The sequence below is a fragment of the Arthrobacter sp. ISL-65 genome (assembly GCF_018613795.1).
In the GTDB taxonomy this organism is placed as follows: Bacteria; Actinomycetota; Actinomycetes; order Actinomycetales; family Micrococcaceae; genus Arthrobacter.
The window spans coordinates 15,473-32,337 of record NZ_JAGGPN010000033.1; the positions used below are offsets into that span (position 1 = coordinate 15,473).

The following is a 16,865-nucleotide window of genomic DNA, read 5'->3' on the forward strand; positions in this document are numbered from 1 at the left end:
CCTTAGTTGTGATCGTGTCGCGCGCCCCGAATCGCGGGTGTGCAGCTCAGCCGGTGTTGTGCCGCTACGTGCCCGGAACGGCAAACCCGCCCGTGGAGCCGAACCCGCCGGCACCGCGGACAGAGTCGTTCAGCTCCCCCACGGCGACGAACTGCGCGTGCTCCACGCGCTGGATCACCATCTGTGCAATTCTATCGCCGCGCCGCAGTTCTATGGCCTGGTCCCGGTCGGTGTTGAGCAGCGTCACCGCGATCTCTCCGCGGTACCCGGCGTCGACAGTCCCAGGTGCATTCACGACGGTAAGCCCGTGCTTGGTGGCGAGGCCCGAGCGGGGGTGGATGAGGGCTACAAAACCATCAGGCAGGGCGATGGATACACCGGTGGGGACGAGGCGCCGCTCGCCCGGCTCGAGCACCACGTCCTCGCGGGCCCGCAGATCCGCCCCGGCGTCACCGGGGTGGGCGTACGACGGCGCTTCCAGGCCGTCGTCGAGCATTTTCAGCTGCACCTGCACCGTGGGTGCTCCGAATTCCGCCCTGGGCGGCTGCGCAGCGGCAGCCGTGGGGGCTTGCTGCGCCAAGGATGTCATGGCAGTTGATTCGTCAGTCACAGTCCCACACTCTATCGCCCGCGCTCTGACTCCTCCTACTGCAGAAGGTCCTCATACGGGCCACTAAGCTGGGGGCATGCCCGAATCAAGCGCCGCCGTCCCTTCCCGCAACCCGTCTTCACCGGACGAAACCGTGCTTTTCTCCGAGAAGCTGTGGCCCGGCGCCTGGATTTGGGTTGTGGCCCTGGGTATCGCCTCAGCGGGCATCCTGGTCTTCGCCCCCATCAGTATGGTGGCCGGATTCACGGCAGCCGCTGTTCTGTTCGCCATCGAAGCCGTACTGCTGGTCCTGTCCACGCCGTCAGTGTCGGTGACCACACGCACCCTTCAGGTGGGCCGGGCCAGCATCGAACGCAGCCTGATCGGCGGGGCGGCGGCGCACCGCGGCAAAGAGGCGACGGCGGAGCGTGGCACGCGCCTGAACGGCCTCGCCTACATGTGCATCCGGGGATGGATTGACCCGGTGGTCAGGATCGAGATCACGGACCCGTCGGACCCCACGCCGTACTGGCTGACGTCCACCCGCCGCCCAGAGGAACTCGTGGCCGCCATCAACGGGGACTAGGTAGGGGGTCAGCCCTCGCAATCGCGCCTAGCCTTCACAGTCGCGACAGTACAGCAGCCCGTTCTTTTCGCGGGCGATCTGGGAGCGGTGCCGGACCAGGAAGCACGAGGCACAAGTGAATTCGTCGGCCTGGGCGGGCATCACGCGGACCGTCAGCTCCTCGCCCGACAGGTCGGCTCCGGGAAGCTCGTAGCCTTCGGCGAGGTCGGACTCGTCCTCCTCCACCACTGCCGTCGGTTTCTCGACACGGCGGGTCTTCAGCTCCTCAATCGAGTCCTCGCTGAGGTCCTCTTCGGACTTCCGCGGCGCATCGTAATCAGTCGCCATGGCCTGCTGTCACACTCCGTCGAATCGCTCGAATGACTCATCCGGCACAACGCCGGACGAACCTGGTTTGTGCCCGGTCACGCGCACATTCTCCCTTTCTGCCGCGGGGAAAAGCCATATCCGGAACCAACGCCTCCCCGGGCTTCCAACAACCGGCCGAAACTCCCGGAATTTCGCGGCGCGCCCTCTGCCCTAACGGGAAAAGACAGTGCGGGGTGGCAGAGTTTCGAATGATAGTAATGCCAGGGTGGAGGATTGTATGCAGGATCTACGGCTTGTAGGCGTGCACGACGACGGGGAGCATCTCCTGTTAAGCGGCACCGACGGCGCAATGTTCCGGCTGCCGATCAACGAGGCGCTCAGACTGGCTGCCAGCCGGCCCTCTGCACGCCTGTCCGCGGTCGCCTCGGTGACCTTGTCCCCCCGCGACATCCAGGCGAAAATCCGCAGCGGCTCCACCGCAGCCGAGGTTGCCGCCGCCTGCGGCATGCCGCTGGAAAAGGTGGAGCGGTACGAAGGGCCAGTCCTGGCCGAACGCGCGTACACCGCCCAGCAGGCCCAGAAGGTGGAGGTCGCCTCCCCCGCCCCGGGGCACGACGTCTACCGTTCGGCCTTCGGCGACAACCCTGCCACCCTCGGCGACATGGTGGCCCACCGGCTCACCGCCCACGGCATCCAGTCCTCCACACTTGAGTGGGATTCATGGCGCCGGCCGGACGGCACCTGGACCGTGGTGGCCAAGTTTGACGCCGCACCCGGGGGCCACGCGAGCATCGGCGAAGAACCCCCCGCGATGTGGACCTTCAACCCCACCCGCAAATCCCTGCAGAACGCGAACCGCTGGGCCCAGCAGCTCAGCGAACTGGAGCCTTTGGACGGACCTGTGCCGGCCCGCCGGCTGTCCGCGGTGTCCGACAGGCCATTCGACTTCGAAACCGACGCGGAGGCAGCGGCCCGCACCGGCATTGGGGCCGGCGCTGGAACTGGCACCGAGCAGCAGAAAGACCCGGACGGCCTGCTGGACATGCTGCGTTCGCGGCGTGGCCAGCGGCTTGGTGTGGATGAGGACAGCGACGACGCCCTGGCGCTGCTGCTGGCAAACGGTGTCCCGGCCGCCCACCCGCGGGCCGAGGAAGCACCCGCAGGCACAGAGGCCGAAGCGCCGGCCGACGGTTCCTGGCAGTCGCATAATTCGGTGGATCCCGATGATTCTGTGCAGCAGGACGGTGCAGAACAGGATCCCGAGTCAGAACCGGAGGATAACGACGACGACGGCGCCGCCGAGGCTCCGGCAGCGGAGTTCACGCTGGCACGACGCCGTGACGGCCGGCCCTCGATGGTCTCCCGCCTCAACCTGGTGCCCCGGCACGAGGAATCCGACGACGAGTCGCTGAAGCTTCACGACGGCGTCAGCACCCACACCCGCGAAATCACCATAGTCCCCGGTAACCCGGCAGCCGAAAAGCACAGTCCGGCCAAGCCCGAGGAGCCCAACTCACCGGCGGCGCAGGCCACCGGCCCGGTTACCGGCCGTCCGGCGCCTGCCAACCCGGGGCTGGACGAGCTCCTGGGCCGCGGCAATGCCCGGCGCCGCATGGACGGCAGCCGCATGGAGGGGGCACGGCCGCAGCCTGGCCAGGGAGCATCCCGCGCCGATCAGGAGCGGGACGAACCGGAACGCCAGCCGTCCCGGCCGAAACGCTCTAGCGTTCCCAGCTGGGACGAAATCGTTTTCGGCACCCGCGGCGACTAAGTACTAGCTGCCAGACCGGCCGCGGGCACTGGCAGTTCCGCTGGAACCGTGCCACAGGCAAGCGTCCACCTCGAACGGGAGCAGCTGGTCCTGCTGGGCAATGATGCTGGCGCCATGAGCGGTGACGCGGCGCATGAAGTGCCTCCGGCACAGCGTTTCGTATCCCACCACGGGCGTATAGCCTGCATCACTGCCGGGATCGCCGGCCGCAGGATCAACGGCCATGTCCACGTCTCCGACCACCACCTGGGCACCTTCGGTGACCATCACGCCGTCGACCGTCCTGGCGTTTTGGGTGGCGCGCCGGCCGCACCAGCACAACGCTTCAACCTGCAGGACCTGCACCCGGTCCGCGAGTTCAATCAGGCGCTGCGAACCCGGGAAGAGGCGGGTCCGGAAGTCCGCGGTGATGCCGAAGGCAAAGACGTCCACCTCGATCTCGTCCACCACGCGTGCCAGCTGCTCCACCTGGGCGGCTGAATAGAACTGTGCCTCATCGCAGATGAGGTAGTCCACGCGGATCCCCTGGGTGCGGCGGAGCACCACTTCGTCCCAGAAGTCCGTGGAATCGACGACTTCCACGGCCTCGGTCTGCAGCCCCAGGCGGCTGGAGATCCTGGAGTCTCCGGCGCGGTCGTTGCGGCTGAACCGCACCCCGCCCCGGCCGCGGGCGCGGTGGTTGTAGTCCATCTGCAGCGCAAGGGTGGACTTGCCGGAGTCCATGGTTCCGGAGAAAAAGACGAGTTCAGCCACGGGATCCCCGGCGGCCTGCTGTCCTGCCTGAAACTGCCTTGCCTGTCTTAGCTGCGGCTGTCTTGCCGGAAGCCTGGAAGCTGAGCAGCGGGACTTCGCGTTCGGCCTTGGTCAGGGAACCATGCTGGCCCACCACTTCCATGGCCGTCGGACGCACCCGGCGCGTGTCGTAGAACGCCAGTGCGTCCCGGGCTGCCACCATCACATCGCCCAGCCGTCCCGTGACCTCGGGCCGGACCGTTCCGAAGAGCCCTGCAGCCACGGCTTCCTCCCTGGTGAAGGCCCAGATCCTGTCGCCGAAGCGGGCACGCCAGGCCGCCAGGAGACGCTCCCGTGCGGCATCGCCGGCGTCGTCCTCCAGGTATAGGTGCACCATGCGCGGTTCCCCGGCGGTGTGCCGGACGCCGTCCACGAGGGCGGGATCTGCGGCGTAGTCGAGGCGCTGTGACTCCGCGACGTCCAGCATGCCGTGGTCGGCCGTGACCAGCACTGTGGTTCCTGCCGGGAGGGTCGCATCCAGCCGCTTGACGGTGGCATCCAGCTCTTCAAGCTGGTGCTCCCACTGCGGCGACTGCGCGCCGTACCGGTGGCCGGCCTTGTCCAGGTCGTTCACGTAAAAGTACATGAGCGCGGACTCCGCGTCCGCCATCGCCTCGGCCGCCGCCTCAGTGCGGGAATGGGAGGTGATGCCGGAGACGAACGTGCCGCCGCGCAACGCCGCCTGGGTCATGGGCGAGCCGCCGAACTGCGGAAGGCTGACGGTAGTGACGGCAACATGTTCGGAGGCACGTTCGAAGACCGTGGGGAAGGGCTGCCACTGCTGCGGGTCCACGCCGGCATCCCAGTTGCCCAGCATGTTGACCACTTTGTCCTGCGCGGGATCCAAAACGTCATATCCCACCAGGCCGTGCTGGCCGGGAGCGAGTCCCGTGCCCAGGCTGGCGAGGGACGCTGCGGTGGTCGAAGGAAACGCGGAATCCAGCCAGACGGGCACGGCACCCTGGACCTGCTGCAGGACGCCCCGGAGGAAGGGGGTGTGCGCGGTCTTCTGCTTGAGCAGGCTGCGTCCCAGCCCGTCGGCCAGGACCACGCACACGCGCTTGGCCTGCGGGAGGCCCAGCGCGTTCTCGAAGCCCGGCACGCCGAGGCTGGCTGCCGCGCTGCCCAGCACCTCGGCCACGGAGCGGCGGCCGTAGGCCGGGGCGGCCGGCAACCCGCTTACGGCAGGGCCGGGTTCCGTGGTTCGTGTTGCAGAGTCTGAAGAATGGTTGTCCTGTTCCCGCATCTCAGCGCTTGTGCCCGCGGCTGAGCCGGTTGGCAAAAACGCCCATGCGGGGACGCGGGTGGGTGGCCGACGGCGCATGCCGGACCGGGTTGGCGGATCCGGTGTTCACCGCGCGCAGGGCACGGGCAAAGAGCTTGGCATCCTGGACCGCCTGCAGGCCGTCCGCCTCGGCGCTGATGCGCAGGACGATGTCCTCCTGGGCGATGGTGCCGCTGTAGCCGTGGTCGGCCTCGCACTGCGGGTCCCCGCAGCTCGCCGGCCCCATGTCCAGGCGCTGGCCGCCGGACCAGGCGATGGACAGGGTGACCTCGCGGACGGGGTCGGAAGGCTTGTAGTCCTGCGGCTGGGCGTACATGTAGCTCAGGACCACGGAACGGATCTGCGCCACCGGGACAGACTCCGTGGAAATCTGTGCCACGATCTGCTCGCCCGCCTCGTCGAGCTGCTGGTCGTCCACGTGCGTGATCACCAGCATGTCCTCAGTGAGGACCAGGACGGTGATGTGCCGGCGGACCTCTGCGCGGTCAAAATGCGTCTCGAGGTGGACCAGGTGTGCAAGGCAGTCCCGGCCGTCCAGGGCGTCATCCACCACGTCGGCCACCAGCAGCGGGTAAAAGCCGGCCTGCTGCAGGGCGCCATCGAGGCTCTGGCCCTGCACGCTGTGGTTGTGTGAGCTGTGGTGGAAAGCCTGCGGGCTGTGGTCGGGCGCTTGAGGCTTCGAAGTGGGAGGCTGGGAGCTCATTTCCCCATTTTCACAGATCGGTGTGGCACATGCTAACCCGGCAGCTAGCTGCGCATTGCCCGCCGCGCGCTGTCGGTGCGCTGCGCGGCGTTGCCGATCCGCACGTCGGCGGCAAGGATGAACGCCCCCTGTGGCGTGGCCAGGACCGGGTTGAACTCGACGAGGGCTATCTCAGGGTGCGCGTCCTTGAGCCGTGCCAGCCTGGCGGCCACGTCCTCCAAGGCGGAAACGTCCACGGCGGGCAGGCCCTGGTAGCCGAACAGCTTCCGGGACGCGCGCGGGCTTCGGATCAGGTCACGCAGGTCCCCAGCGGACAGCGGCGGTGCCCGGTGCGCCCAGTCGTCCAACAGGTTCACGGCGTCGCCGGCCAGGCCGAAGGACACTACGGGCCCCAACAGGGGATCCTCGATGGCGCGCAGGGTGCAGGCCTGGCCCACCGGGGCCATGGACTGGACCTCCAGCGACGCCGAACCGTAGGGCTCAAGCGCCCGGCGCATCTGAAGGATATTCACGCGGAGGGAGTCCGCGTCCTGGATATCCAGCCGCACCCCGCCCAGGTCCAGCCGGTGGCGCAGCGTCGGATCGGTGGTCTTCAGTGCCACCGGCCAGCCCAGCCTGCCGGCCGCCTCCACGGCTTCATCGTCCGTTTCGAAGCCTTCCGAGGGCATGACCCTGATCCCGTAATGCGCCAGCAGGCGGGCCGCGTCGTCGGGACTGAGTTTCTTGAGTTGCTCGCCGCGGACATCGGCGAGCAGGTTTTCGAGGTCGGCGTGCGCGGCATCAGGATCGCACCTGTCAGGATCCACAAAGAGGCCCTGGTCCCGTTCCGCCCATTCGGCGTACCGCACGACGGCGGAGAGGGCGGCCACCGCCGCCCCGGGGTTCGAGTAGCACGGCACCGGTGCCGCGCCGGAGCCCTCCCCCACCATGCCTTCCACGTACACGGACGGATCGAGGATGCCGGTGAACGCCGCCACCACCGGCTTTCCGGCCACGGCGGAGGATTCTGCGAGCGCCCCGGCAATCTTCTCGACGGTCAGTCCGCGGGCCGGAAGGAAGGCAACCACGGCGGCGTGGACCGCCTCCTTGGCCAGGACTTCCCGGAGCCGGTCCCGCAGGGCGGGAAGGGCACGGGACATGCCCGCGTCCAGATCCAGCTCCGTCACGAGCTCCTCCACGCCCAGGCCGTGGGACTCGGCGCTGTCCGCCACTACTTTCCCCAGCGCCCCGGAGTTGCTGAACACCGCGACGCCGGCTCCCTTGGGGAGCGGTTGGGCGGACACGATCTGCGCCACGTCCATGAGCTCTTCGATGGTCTCCACCCGGATCACGCCGGACTGGCGCATCATCGAGTCCAGCGCATCGGCGGGAGCCTGGGTGGTGCGCACGGCATGGCCGGGCGGCAGTTGCAGCCCCATGGAGGTGGACTTGGCCACAATCACGGGCTTGGTCCGCGCCAGCCGCCGGGCGATGCGGGAGAATTTGCGCGGGTTGCCGATCGACTCCAGATACAGGCCCACGGCGGTGGTGCCGGCGTCGTCCTCCCAGAACTGCATCATGTCGTTGCCGGAAACATCCGCCCGGTTTCCGGCCGACAGGAAGGTGGAGATGCCGGCGCGGCGCCGGCTGGACGCCGCGTACAGCGCCACCCCGATCGCCGCGGACTGGCTGAACAGCCCCAGGCTGCCGCCGTGGGCCAGGCTGGGAGCCATGGACGCGTTCAGCGACACTGCGGAGTTGGTGTTCACGATGCCGAGCGAGGCCGGCCCGATGACCCGCATCCCGTTGGCCCGCGCCTGCCGCACCAGCTCCCGCTGCCGTACGAGGCCCCGCTCCCCGTCCTCGGTGAACCCGGCGGAGGCCACCAGGACCCCCTTCACGCCGGCGGCGGCGCACTCATCCACCACCTTGGGGACTTCCTCGTAGGGCACCGCGACGATCGCCAGCTGCACCGGCCCGGGCACGTCGGAGAGCTTGCCGAAGGACAGCATGCCGGCCAGTTCAAAGGCTTCGGGGTTGATGGCGTAGACGGGGCCGGTAAAGCCACCTTCGATGATGTGTTCCAGGAGCTGGTACCCCACGGTTCCCCACCGGCGGCTCGCACCAATCACCGCCACCGACGACGGCGCCAGCAGGTCCTGGACGCTCCTCGCCTCTGCACGGTGCTCCCGGGCTTCCATCACGGCGCGTGATTTGTCCGTGGGGTCGATGTTGAACTCCAGGCTCACCACGCCGTCGTCGAAATGGCGTTTGACGTCGTAGCCGGCGTCGGAGAAGACCATGAGCATCTTGCGGTTCTCGGGCAGGACCTCGGCGCTGAACCGGCGGATCCCGTTTTCGCGGGCCGCCGCCGCGAGGTGCTCCAGCAGGATCGAGCCGATGCCCCGGCCCTGGTGCGCGTCTGCGATGTTGAAGGCCACCTCGGCCTCCGCGGGGTCATCCAGGCGGTCGTACCGGCCGATGCCGATGATGTCCCCGCCGATGGTGATCACGAAAGCCACGCGGTCCCGGTAATCCACCTCGGTGAAACGCTTGAGCTCGCGGCTGGAGAGCCGCTCCTTGAAGGCGAAGAACCGCATGTAGATGGAGTCCTGCGACTGCCGCGTGTGGAAGGTCTGCACGGCGTCCGCGTCGGCGGGATGGATGGGGCGCAAATGCGCTGTTCCGCCGTCCCTCAGAACGACATCGGCCTCCCAATATTCCGGATATTCGCCGTCCCCGGGCTGATCCACCATAGGCTTAGCCTAGCTAAACCTCCCGAAGTGCACCCCAAAAAGGATCCACCAGCCCCATGGCACGCCGCCAAACACGCACCCCAGCAGGGGAAACAGTCCAGGACTACACCGAAAACATCGTTGATATCGACGTGACTTCCGAGATGGAAGGCTCCTTCCTGGAGTACGCGTACTCGGTCATCTACTCCCGGGCCCTGCCCGACGCCCGGGACGGCCTGAAACCTGTCCAGCGGCGCATCCTCTACATGATGAGCGACATGGGCCTCCGTCCGGACCGCGGCCACGTCAAGAGTGCCCGCGTGGTGGGTGAGGTCATGGGCAAGCTCCACCCGCACGGCGACACCGCCATTTACGACGCCATGGTTCGCATGGCCCAGGACTTCTCGCTCCGGCTTCCCCTGATCGACGGCCATGGAAACTTCGGCTCGCTCGACGACGGCCCCGCGGCACCGCGGTACACCGAAGCCCGCCTGGCGGCGGCAGCACTCACCATGACGGACCACCTCGACGAGGACGTTGTGGACTTCGTCCCCAACTACGACAACCAGCTCACCCAGCCGGAGGTCCTCCCGGCAGCGTTCCCCAACCTGTTGGTGAACGGCACCACCGGCATCGCCGTCGGCATGGCCACGAACATGGCGCCGCATAACCTCGTGGAAGTCATCTCCGCCGCCCGGCACCTCATCGCCAACCCGGACGCCACGCTGGAAGACATCATGCGCTTCGTCCCCGGCCCCGACCTGCCCACCGGTGGCCGCATCGTGGGCCTGGACGGCATCCGGGACGCCTACGCCACGGGCCGCGGCTCCTTCAAGACCCGCGCCAAGGTGGAGGTGGAGCAGCTCTCGGCCCGCCGGACCGGCCTCGTGGTCACCGAACTGCCGTACATGGTGGGCCCGGAAAAGGTGATCGAGAAGATCAAGGACGCGGTCAACGGCAAGAAGCTGGCGGGCATCAGCGACGTCGTGGACCTGACCGACCGCAAGCACGGCCTGCGGCTGGTCATCGAGCTGAAGAACGGTTTCAACCCCAACGCCGTGCTCCAGCAGCTGTACCGCTACTCGCCGATGGAGGATTCCTTCGGCATCAACAACGTCACTTTGGTGGACGGGCAGCCGCAGACGCTGGGACTGCTCCAGCTGCTCACTGTCTACGTGGACCACCGCATCTCGGTGGTGCGGCGCCGTACGGTGTTCCGGCTTGGCAAGAAGAAGGACCGCCTCCACCTGGTGGAGGGCCTCCTCATCGCCATCGTGGACATTGACGAGGTCATCCAGATCATCCGGTCCTCGGACGAGGCCTCCGCGGCGCGCGAACGGCTGATGTCCATCTACGACCTCTCCGAAATCCAGGCGAACTACATCCTTGAGCTCCGCCTCCGCCAGCTGACCAAGTACAGCCGGATCGAACTGGAGAAGGAACAGGAGCAGCTCCGCAGGGAGATCGCCGAGCTGGAGGCCATCCTCGAATCCGATCAGCTGCTGCGGGACCTGGTGTCCGGCGAACTCGCGGAGATAGCGGAGAAGTACGGAACGCCGCGGCGGACCGTGCTCCTGGAATCCGAGGCCGTCTCCCCGACTGTGGCCAGCGCCGCCGCGGTCGAGGGAAAGGCCGGGGCCAAGGGCAAGCCCGCTCCCCTGGCCCTCGAGATCGCGGACGACCCGTGCTGGGTGATCCTCACGGCCTCCGGCCAGATTGCCCGGACTACCAACCAGGACAGCCTGGCTGAGACCGGACCGCGCGCCAGGCACGATGTGTTCCGCTCGGTGGTCAAGACCTCCGCCCGGGGCGAGATCGCTGCGGTCACCTCGCAGGGGCGCATGCTGCGGATCCAGGTGATGGACATGCCCGTCCTCCCGCCGGTGTCCGGCCTGCCGAACCTCGCCGGCGGTGTTCCGGCCAGGGACTTCATTACCCTGCTGAAGGGTGAGACGCTCGTGGCGTTCGCCCCGTTTGATGTTGTGCTGGCGATCGGCACGGCGCAGGGCGTCGTGAAGCGGGTGCAGCCGGATTACCCCCTGAACCGCGAGGACTGGGAAGTGATCACGCTGAAGGACAAGGACACCGTGGTGGGAGTGGCGCCGGCAGGGTCCGACGACGCCGACCTTGTGTTCCTCACGCGGCAGGCACAGCTGCTGCGGTTCAGCGCCGCCGTCGTCCGCCCGCAGGGCAGGACGGCCGGGGGCATGGCGGGCATCAAGCTTGCCGCGGGCGACCAGGTGGTGTTCTTCGGTGCGGTCGCCCCCGGCGACGAGGCCGCCGTCGTCGTCACCATTTCCGGCACGGAAGGTGCCCTGCCGGGCACCGCCCCCGGTGCTGCCAAGGTGACGGCCTTTGACGAATACCCGGTCAAGGGCCGCGCTACCGCCGGGGTCCGGGCGCACCGGTTCCTGAAGGGGGAGGACACGCTGCTGCTGGCGTGGGCCGGCCACGGCCCGGCTAAGGCGTCGTCGTCGGCAGGGGTAGCCCGCTCGCTGCCCCAGGAGCACGGCCGGCGCGACGGTTCGGGCATCCCGCTCTCGCAGGCGGTGGATGAGATCGGTCCGAGCATGGCCTGGCAGGAATCCGCCTAGACTACTGCCATGCCTATCGTCCCGGATGAAAAGGACTGGACCTGGGTCCTGTCCAGCCCCTGCAGCCAGTGCGGCTTCGACGCGTCCACCGTCACGCCGTCAACAGTTCCCGGCAGCGTCGAAAACATGCTGCCGCGCTGGCGGGCCGTGCTCCGGCGGCCGGACGCCAGCGAGCGGCCGGACGAGAGCACCTGGTCCGCGCTGGAGTACGCCTGCCACGTCAGGGATGTGTTCAGCCTCTTCGACCGCCGCCTCAACCTGATGCTCACCGAGGACAATGCCCAGTTTAAGAACTGGGACCAGGACCAGACAGCGGTGGAGGGCGACTACGCGAATGCGGACCCGGCCGTGGTGAGCGCCGAGCTCACCGCGGAGGGCCAGCAGGTTGCGGCTTCCTTCGCCAGGGTGCAGGAGTGGCAGTGGGGCCGGACCGGCCTGCGCAACAACGGCTCGGAGTTCACCGTCCTGACGCTCGGGCAGTATTTCCTGCACGACGTCGTCCATCACCTTGCGGACGTGGACGGCTGACCTAAATCAGTCCGGCTAAAGGACCTTGTCCCACGCGAGGCTCGTATTGACCGGGACATAGCCCATCTTGCGGTACAGCGCCATGGCCCCGCTTGGATTCTCGGAGTCCACGTCCAGCGACGCCTTGTCCAGGCCGGCGGCGGCAAAGCGCCGCATGGCGTCGGCCAGAAGCGCCTGGGCGATCCCGCGCCCGCGGAACTCCCGGCGGACACCGAGCAGGTCCGTATAGCCCTCGCTGAACCCGCGCGCCACCGTGTTGTCGGGGTCATAGCTGGCCAGCTGGTAGCCTGCGATCTCACCCGTGCGGCTCTCCAGCACGACGGCGCTGAGGTCGGGCCGGGCCAGGGGGTCGTTGACCACGAAGCCCCATGACTCCTCGTCCCGTGGTTCGCTGCCCCAGTGGTCGGCGAAGACCTGGTTGTGCGCCAACCGCAGGGCTTCGCTCAGCCCGGGTTCCATGGGCACCAGTTCCAGCCCGTGGTCCAGGGGTGCATCGGGCAGCGGAGCCGACAGCGGGCGGTGCATCTCGTTGTAGTAGCGGACCACCTCATACCCGGACTCCTCCAGGAGGACGCATTGGTGCTGCTGTTTCTGCTCGATGAAAAGCCGCAGCCGTGGCACCGGCCCTCCGCCGTCCGGCGCCGCACTGTCCGGCCCTGCCCTGTGATCTTCCGCGAACCGCTGCCTTGTCCGGGCCTCCAGCCAGGCCAGAAGGGCCGAGCCCACGCCGCGGCGCTGCCACTGCGGGTCGACGGCACAGAATCCGTGCGCCTTGGCCCCGTCCTTGTTCTTGGTGAGGCGGGCGTAGGCCCGCGGGACGCCGCTGGGGTCCAGGCCAAGTACTGTGTTTGGCCCCAGCGGGTTGTTTTTGGATTCCATGATCTGTTCCAGGTCCGCCCGCCTTTCAAACCACACCGGCCGCTCGACGGCCGCGGTCCGGGCGATCAGCGCAGCCCAGGCGTCCAGGTCCGCGGGTACGGCGCTGCGCCAGTGCAGTTCCGGAAAGCCGACGGCGGGCTGCTCAGCTGAGCCGTCCGCGGTCGGGTCAGAGGCATCAGTGTGCGTCATGGGAACAGGCTAGCCGCCGGGAAGAGGCCGCGCCAGCAAGCCTGACACGGCCTGGTACTCCTGACACGGCGGCGTGGGAAGCCATAGGCTGGTGCCATCATCGGGCGGGGACAATTACCCCAGCGTTCCCTGAAAGGAACAGCATGCTTCTACTCTTCGGGTTCAAGACAGTCCAGAAGCCGCTCCCCGGCCGGGCGGCATCCTGCCGGTACTGCGGCGTGTTCGCCCACCACCACCTGGAGGAGCGCGCCACGAAGTTCACGCTGTTCTTTATCCCGGTTTTCACGACGTCCCGCTCCTACCGGATCACCTGCTCGAACTGCGGAGCCACGTCGGTGGTCAACGGCCGCCAGAAGCAGGCACTGGTGGGCTAACCCCGGCCGGACGCCATCACCGCGGAGGCGGAGAGCCGGTGTTCGGGGCGAAGGTCCAGGAGCGCATCACCGGGGCTGATGTCGGCCGGGTTATGGGTCACCAGCACCACGGTGCGCGACGCAAGTCCGGCACGCAGGTCCGCAATCAGCGCCCGGCCGGATTCGGCGTCGAGGTGCGCCGTTGGCTCGTCCAGGAGGATCACGTCGGCCTGTGTCATCAGGGTGCGTGCCACTGCCAGCCGCTGCCGTTCGCCACCGCTGAGAAACGCTCCGCCCGGGCCGATGCGGGTATCCAGGCCGTTTTCCAGCCGCGCCAGCAGGGGCGCCAGCCCAACCGCCGTCAGCGCTTCGCGCATCGAACGCTCGGCCTCCGCCGCAAGCTTCCCACCGGACTGCTGCCCCGGGCTGCCGAGCAGCAGGTTCCCGCGGACCGTGGAGTCGAAGAGGTGCGCCTCCTGCGGGCACCACGCCGCGGTGCCCGTCACCGCGATGCGGCCTGCCCGGGCAGGGAGAAAGCCCAGCATCACTGCCAGCAGCGTGGACTTGCCAGCGCCGGACGGGCCGGTCACCGCCAGCCAGCGGCCGGGCTCAGCCACGGCGGACAGACCACTGAAGACAGTCCCGCCCCCAGGCCACGCGGCCGACAATTCATCCAGTTCAACGCCCGGCTGCGCGAACTCCCGGGAATCCGGCCGGGAAGGCCGCCCGGTGTCCTTGCCATCAACGCCGTCCGGGCCTTCCGCAGAGCCCACACCCGCGCGGGGTTCTCCCGGCTGCAGGACGCCCGACTCACCGATGCGACGCAGGACCGCACGCAATGCCGGAAACTGCCGTACCGCCGTCGTCATGGCCCCAAAAGGTTCGGCGAGCGCCAACTGCAGCAGGACCACGACGCCGACGGTGGTCGCCGGAAGGGAACCGGCCAGCACCTGGGGAGCCGCCAGCACGGCGCTGTAGAGGGCACCCGCGCCGCACGCGGCCACGGTAAGGCCCTGGCCCAGGCCTTCAGCCCAGGCCGAACGCCGTGCCGCGCCGGTGGCATCCCGGTCCAGCGCACGGATGGCGTCCAGAACCGGCCGCTTCGCGCCGTTCGCGTGCAGTTCTGCCCTGGCGTCGAGTGCCGCGGCGACCCGCCGGAGGACCCCGGAACGCAGGCGCTGTTCGGCTTGTGCCGACATCCGGTCGGCGAGCAGCGCCGCGGCCGGGGCGGCCACAAGGCTTACCAGGGCGGCGGCGAGCGCTGCCGGCAGGGCCGCAGGAAGCAGCCAGCCCACCGTACCGGCAGCAGCGGCGGCCACCGCCACGGCGGTAACCGGCGGCAGCACCACCCGCGGGAGCAGGTCCCGGACGGTGTCGACGTCCTCGATGACGGCGCCCAGCACATTGCCGCCCTGCAGCAGCCGGCGCAGGGACAGCGCCCGCTGGCTGAGGGACGCCCAGAGGCCGCCGCGGAGCTTCGTCAGTGAGGCAAACACGGCTTCGTGCAGGAGGAGGCGCTCGCAGTAACGCAGAACGGCGCGGCCGATGCCGAAGAACCGGACGCCGACGATGGCCGTCAGGAGGTACATGATGGGCGGCTGCTCACTGGCGCGCAGGATGAGCCATCCGGACAGCCCGGAAAGCGCGACGGCGAACAGGGCGGCCAGGGCCCCGACGAGTCCGGAGGCCGCGAACCGTCCGCGGACGGGCGCGAGCAGCCGGGCAAGCATGCCGGCCACGTCACCGGAGCCGGGTTGTGCCTCGGCAACCGGGACGCCGGCCGTCCTGGTTCCGGCCTCCGCCCAGGAGTCTCCCCTGCCGTCGGCCGACGCACTGGGAACGGCGGCGCTGGCCGAAGCCTGGGCAGTGGCCGTAGTTTCAACAGCGGGCACTGCAGGTGCCGCCGCTCCTCGGCCGGACAGCGGCACGATATGGTCCGCGAGTTCCCTCGTCTGGCGGTCGTGGGCCACCAGGATGACGGTGGCGCAGCCGTGCAGCGAACGGATCGCGTCGTGGACACGGTTGGCCGATTCGCGGTCGAGGTGTGCGGTGGGCTCGTCCAGGAGCAATACCGTGGCTCCCGCCTCGATGCGGGCCAGCCCGCGGGCAAGGGCCACGCGGCGCAACTCGCCCGGGCTCAGTTCGGCCGGATGCTTGTCCGCCAGATGGTCCGCGCCTACGGCCGCCAGGCAGCGCAGCACTCCCCCGGCATGTGCTTCGTCGCCGGCTGCCGCTGCACTGGTTACTTCGGTGCCGGCTGTAACAGTCCCGGCCGTCAGGTACAGCAGGACTTCACCGCGCACGGTGTCCGCCACCATCACGGGATGCTGCGGCACCCAGGCCACGTCGCCGGCAGTGAATCCTTCAACAGTTCCGGAGACCGCGGTGCCGCACCCGGTTCCGACCGTGCCCGCCAGAACTCCCAGCACCGTGCTTTTGCCCGCCCCGCTGGGGCCGTCCAGCGCGGTGACCAGTCCGGCCGGCGCCAAAAAGCTCAGGGGGCCGACGGCGGGACCCTGCCTTCCCGGATAGCTGACCGTGAGGTCCCGGACCCTCAGGCTGCCCGGGCCCGCCTCATCGGCGGCCTCCACACCGCCCGGCCCTGCCGAGGCCGGACCGGGCACGAGCCGCCGGGGCTCCGGTGCTTCCAGCACCGCCGTAGTTTCAGCAAGGGCGGCCCGGCCGTCATCGCTCGCGTGGTGTGCGGTCCCCAACTCACGGAGCGGAAGATAGCAGTCGGGGGCGAGGATGAGGGCAAGCAGCCCGGCCTCCAGCGCCATGTCGCCGTGGACGAGCCGGACGCCGATGAACACCGCCACCACGGCAACGGAGATCGTGGCGATCAGTTCCAGGGCGAGGGCGGAGAGGAACGCCGTCCGCAGGGTCCCCATGGTCCGCGACCGGTAATCCTCGGAGATGTCCTCCAGGGCGCGGCGCTGGGCGGCGGCGCGGCCGAGTCCCACCAGCACCGGCAGTCCCTTGGCGAGTTCGAGCATGTGCCCGGACAGCCTGGACAGGGCGGCCTGGGCATCCCGCACCTTGTCCTCCGTGTAGCGGCCGATCAGCACCATGAACACGGGAACCAGGGGCACCGTCAGCACGATCACCACCGCGCTGACCCAGTCGGCGAAAAGGATCCGGGCGCCGAGCAGCAGCGGTATGACCGCACAGTTCACCAGCGCGGGGAGGTACTGCGTGTAATAGCTGTCCAGCGCATCCAGGCCTCGCGTCGCAAGCACTGCCAGGCCGCCGTCGGAAGGGCCTGCGGACCGGACGCCGTTGCGCACTGCCGTCTCCAGGAGTTGCGCGCGCAGCTCCTCCTTGACGCCCAGGGCGGCGCGCCTCGCGGCGACGCCCTGCGCCCAGACCGTCACGGACCGCAGCACCACGCCGGCCGCGCCCCAGCCCAGCTGGCCAGCCCACGCGGCGTCCTGCGTCATGAGGCCGGCCAGCAGATCGGCGACGGCCTGCCCCATGAGCACCAGGGACAGGGCCTTTAGAGCAGCCAGCAGGCCCAGTCCGTAGAGGGCGCGGCGGGTGGAGGGTCCGGACGGGAACTGGGGTTTCAATGCG

13 protein-coding genes are annotated in these 16,865 nt (G+C 68.8%); 5 read left to right on the top strand and 8 right to left on the bottom strand.

The genetic code is table 11. The features are described 5' to 3' along the window. Window positions 1-64: 64 nt before the first annotated feature. Window positions 65-610 (bottom strand): dUTP diphosphatase, encoded by a 546-nt coding sequence (gene dut / locus J7I85_RS13860; protein ID WP_214852567.1) that lies wholly within the window; start codon window positions 608-610, stop codon window positions 65-67. Between the two features lie 76 nt (window positions 611-686). On the opposite strand from dut, the gene J7I85_RS13865 reads away from it, so the two are divergent. After that, entirely contained in the window at window positions 687-1,175 is a 489-nt protein-coding gene (locus J7I85_RS13865; protein WP_214852569.1) for a DUF3093 domain-containing protein, read from the top strand. Window positions 1,176-1,202: 27 nt separating this feature from the next. Here the strand turns inward: J7I85_RS13865 and J7I85_RS13870 are convergent, their stop codons facing one another. Continuing rightward, complete coding sequence (locus tag J7I85_RS13870; RefSeq protein ID WP_214852571.1) at window positions 1,203-1,502, bottom strand: DUF4193 domain-containing protein; 300 nt, start codon at window positions 1,500-1,502, stop codon at window positions 1,203-1,205. Window positions 1,503-1,761: 259 nt separating this feature from the next. Here J7I85_RS13870 and sepH point away from each other — a divergent pair, with 259 nt between their 5' ends. Then, window positions 1,762-3,255: a septation protein SepH gene (sepH, locus tag J7I85_RS13875; RefSeq protein WP_214852572.1), complete on the top strand. Its 1,494-nt coding sequence runs from the start codon at window positions 1,762-1,764 to the stop codon at window positions 3,253-3,255. A 3-nt stretch (window positions 3,256-3,258) separates the two neighbouring features. Here sepH and J7I85_RS13880 read toward each other — a convergent pair whose 3' ends face one another. Genes J7I85_RS13880 through J7I85_RS13895 form a run of 4 tightly spaced genes read right to left on the bottom strand, consistent with a single transcriptional unit; the run spans window position 3,259 to window position 8,770 of the window. Then, window positions 3,259-4,008, bottom strand: a complete 750-nt coding sequence (locus J7I85_RS13880) for a thymidine kinase (RefSeq protein WP_214852575.1) — start codon at window positions 4,006-4,008, stop codon at window positions 3,259-3,261. Then, a complete protein-coding gene (locus J7I85_RS13885; RefSeq protein WP_251024339.1) occupies window positions 4,001-5,293 on the bottom strand; it encodes an alkaline phosphatase family protein in 1,293 nt (430 codons plus the stop codon). The genes J7I85_RS13880 and J7I85_RS13885 overlap by 8 nt, the downstream gene beginning before the upstream one ends. A gap of 1 nt (window position 5,294) precedes the next feature. After that, entirely contained in the window at window positions 5,295-6,035 is a 741-nt protein-coding gene (locus J7I85_RS13890) for a DUF5998 family protein (protein WP_214852579.1), read from the bottom strand. A gap of 44 nt (window positions 6,036-6,079) precedes the next feature. Beyond that, complete coding sequence (locus J7I85_RS13895; RefSeq protein ID WP_214852580.1) at window positions 6,080-8,770, bottom strand: bifunctional GNAT family N-acetyltransferase/acetate--CoA ligase family protein; 2,691 nt, start codon at window positions 8,768-8,770, stop codon at window positions 6,080-6,082. A 56-nt stretch (window positions 8,771-8,826) separates the two neighbouring features. Between J7I85_RS13895 and J7I85_RS13900 the strand changes: the two genes are divergently transcribed. Together J7I85_RS13900 and J7I85_RS13905 are read left to right on the top strand one after the other, a co-directional pair. Continuing rightward, a complete protein-coding gene (locus tag J7I85_RS13900; protein ID WP_214852581.1) occupies window positions 8,827-11,343 on the top strand; it encodes a DNA topoisomerase (ATP-hydrolyzing) subunit A in 2,517 nt (838 codons plus the stop codon). A 9-nt stretch (window positions 11,344-11,352) separates the two neighbouring features. Next, on the top strand, window positions 11,353-11,871 hold the full coding sequence (locus J7I85_RS13905) for a DinB family protein (RefSeq protein WP_214852582.1): 519 nt from the start codon (window positions 11,353-11,355) through the stop codon (window positions 11,869-11,871). A 15-nt stretch (window positions 11,872-11,886) separates the two neighbouring features. Here the strand turns inward: J7I85_RS13905 and J7I85_RS13910 are convergent, their stop codons facing one another. Continuing rightward, a complete protein-coding gene (locus J7I85_RS13910; protein WP_214852583.1) occupies window positions 11,887-12,939 on the bottom strand; it encodes a GNAT family N-acetyltransferase in 1,053 nt (350 codons plus the stop codon). Window positions 12,940-13,082: 143 nt separating this feature from the next. Here J7I85_RS13910 and J7I85_RS13915 point away from each other — a divergent pair, with 143 nt between their 5' ends. Further along, complete coding sequence (locus J7I85_RS13915; RefSeq protein WP_214852584.1) at window positions 13,083-13,313, top strand: zinc-ribbon domain-containing protein; 231 nt, start codon at window positions 13,083-13,085, stop codon at window positions 13,311-13,313. On the opposite strand, the gene cydD is transcribed toward J7I85_RS13915, so the two are convergent. Next, the gene (cydD, locus tag J7I85_RS13920) at window positions 13,310-16,861 is read right to left on the bottom strand and encodes a thiol reductant ABC exporter subunit CydD (RefSeq protein ID WP_214852586.1); all 3,552 of its coding nucleotides are present in this window, start codon (window positions 16,859-16,861) and stop codon (window positions 13,310-13,312) included. The genes J7I85_RS13915 and cydD overlap by 4 nt on opposite strands. Between the last annotated feature and the right edge of the window lie 4 nt (window positions 16,862-16,865).

Bases quoted from the DNA above. Each gene is read 5' to 3' on its own strand.
- J7I85_RS13865 (WP_214852569.1), top strand. From the start codon at position 687: ATGCCCGAATCAAGCGCCGCCGTCCCTTCCCGCAACCCGTCTTCACCG.
- J7I85_RS13870 (WP_214852571.1), bottom strand. From the start codon at position 1,502: ATGGCGACTGATTACGATGCGCCGCGGAAGTCCGAAGAGGACCTCAGC.
- sepH (WP_214852572.1), top strand. From the start codon at position 1,762: ATGCAGGATCTACGGCTTGTAGGCGTGCACGACGACGGGGAGCATCTC.
- J7I85_RS13885 (WP_251024339.1), bottom strand. From the start codon at position 5,293: ATGCGGGAACAGGACAACCATTCTTCAGACTCTGCAACACGAACCACG.
- J7I85_RS13890 (WP_214852579.1), bottom strand. From the start codon at position 6,035: ATGAGCTCCCAGCCTCCCACTTCGAAGCCTCAAGCGCCCGACCACAGC.
- J7I85_RS13895 (WP_214852580.1), bottom strand. From the start codon at position 8,770: ATGGTGGATCAGCCCGGGGACGGCGAATATCCGGAATATTGGGAGGCC.
- J7I85_RS13900 (WP_214852581.1), top strand. From the start codon at position 8,827: ATGGCACGCCGCCAAACACGCACCCCAGCAGGGGAAACAGTCCAGGAC.
- J7I85_RS13905 (WP_214852582.1), top strand. From the start codon at position 11,353: ATGCCTATCGTCCCGGATGAAAAGGACTGGACCTGGGTCCTGTCCAGC.
- J7I85_RS13910 (WP_214852583.1), bottom strand. From the start codon at position 12,939: ATGACGCACACTGATGCCTCTGACCCGACCGCGGACGGCTCAGCTGAG.
- J7I85_RS13915 (WP_214852584.1), top strand. From the start codon at position 13,083: ATGCTTCTACTCTTCGGGTTCAAGACAGTCCAGAAGCCGCTCCCCGGC.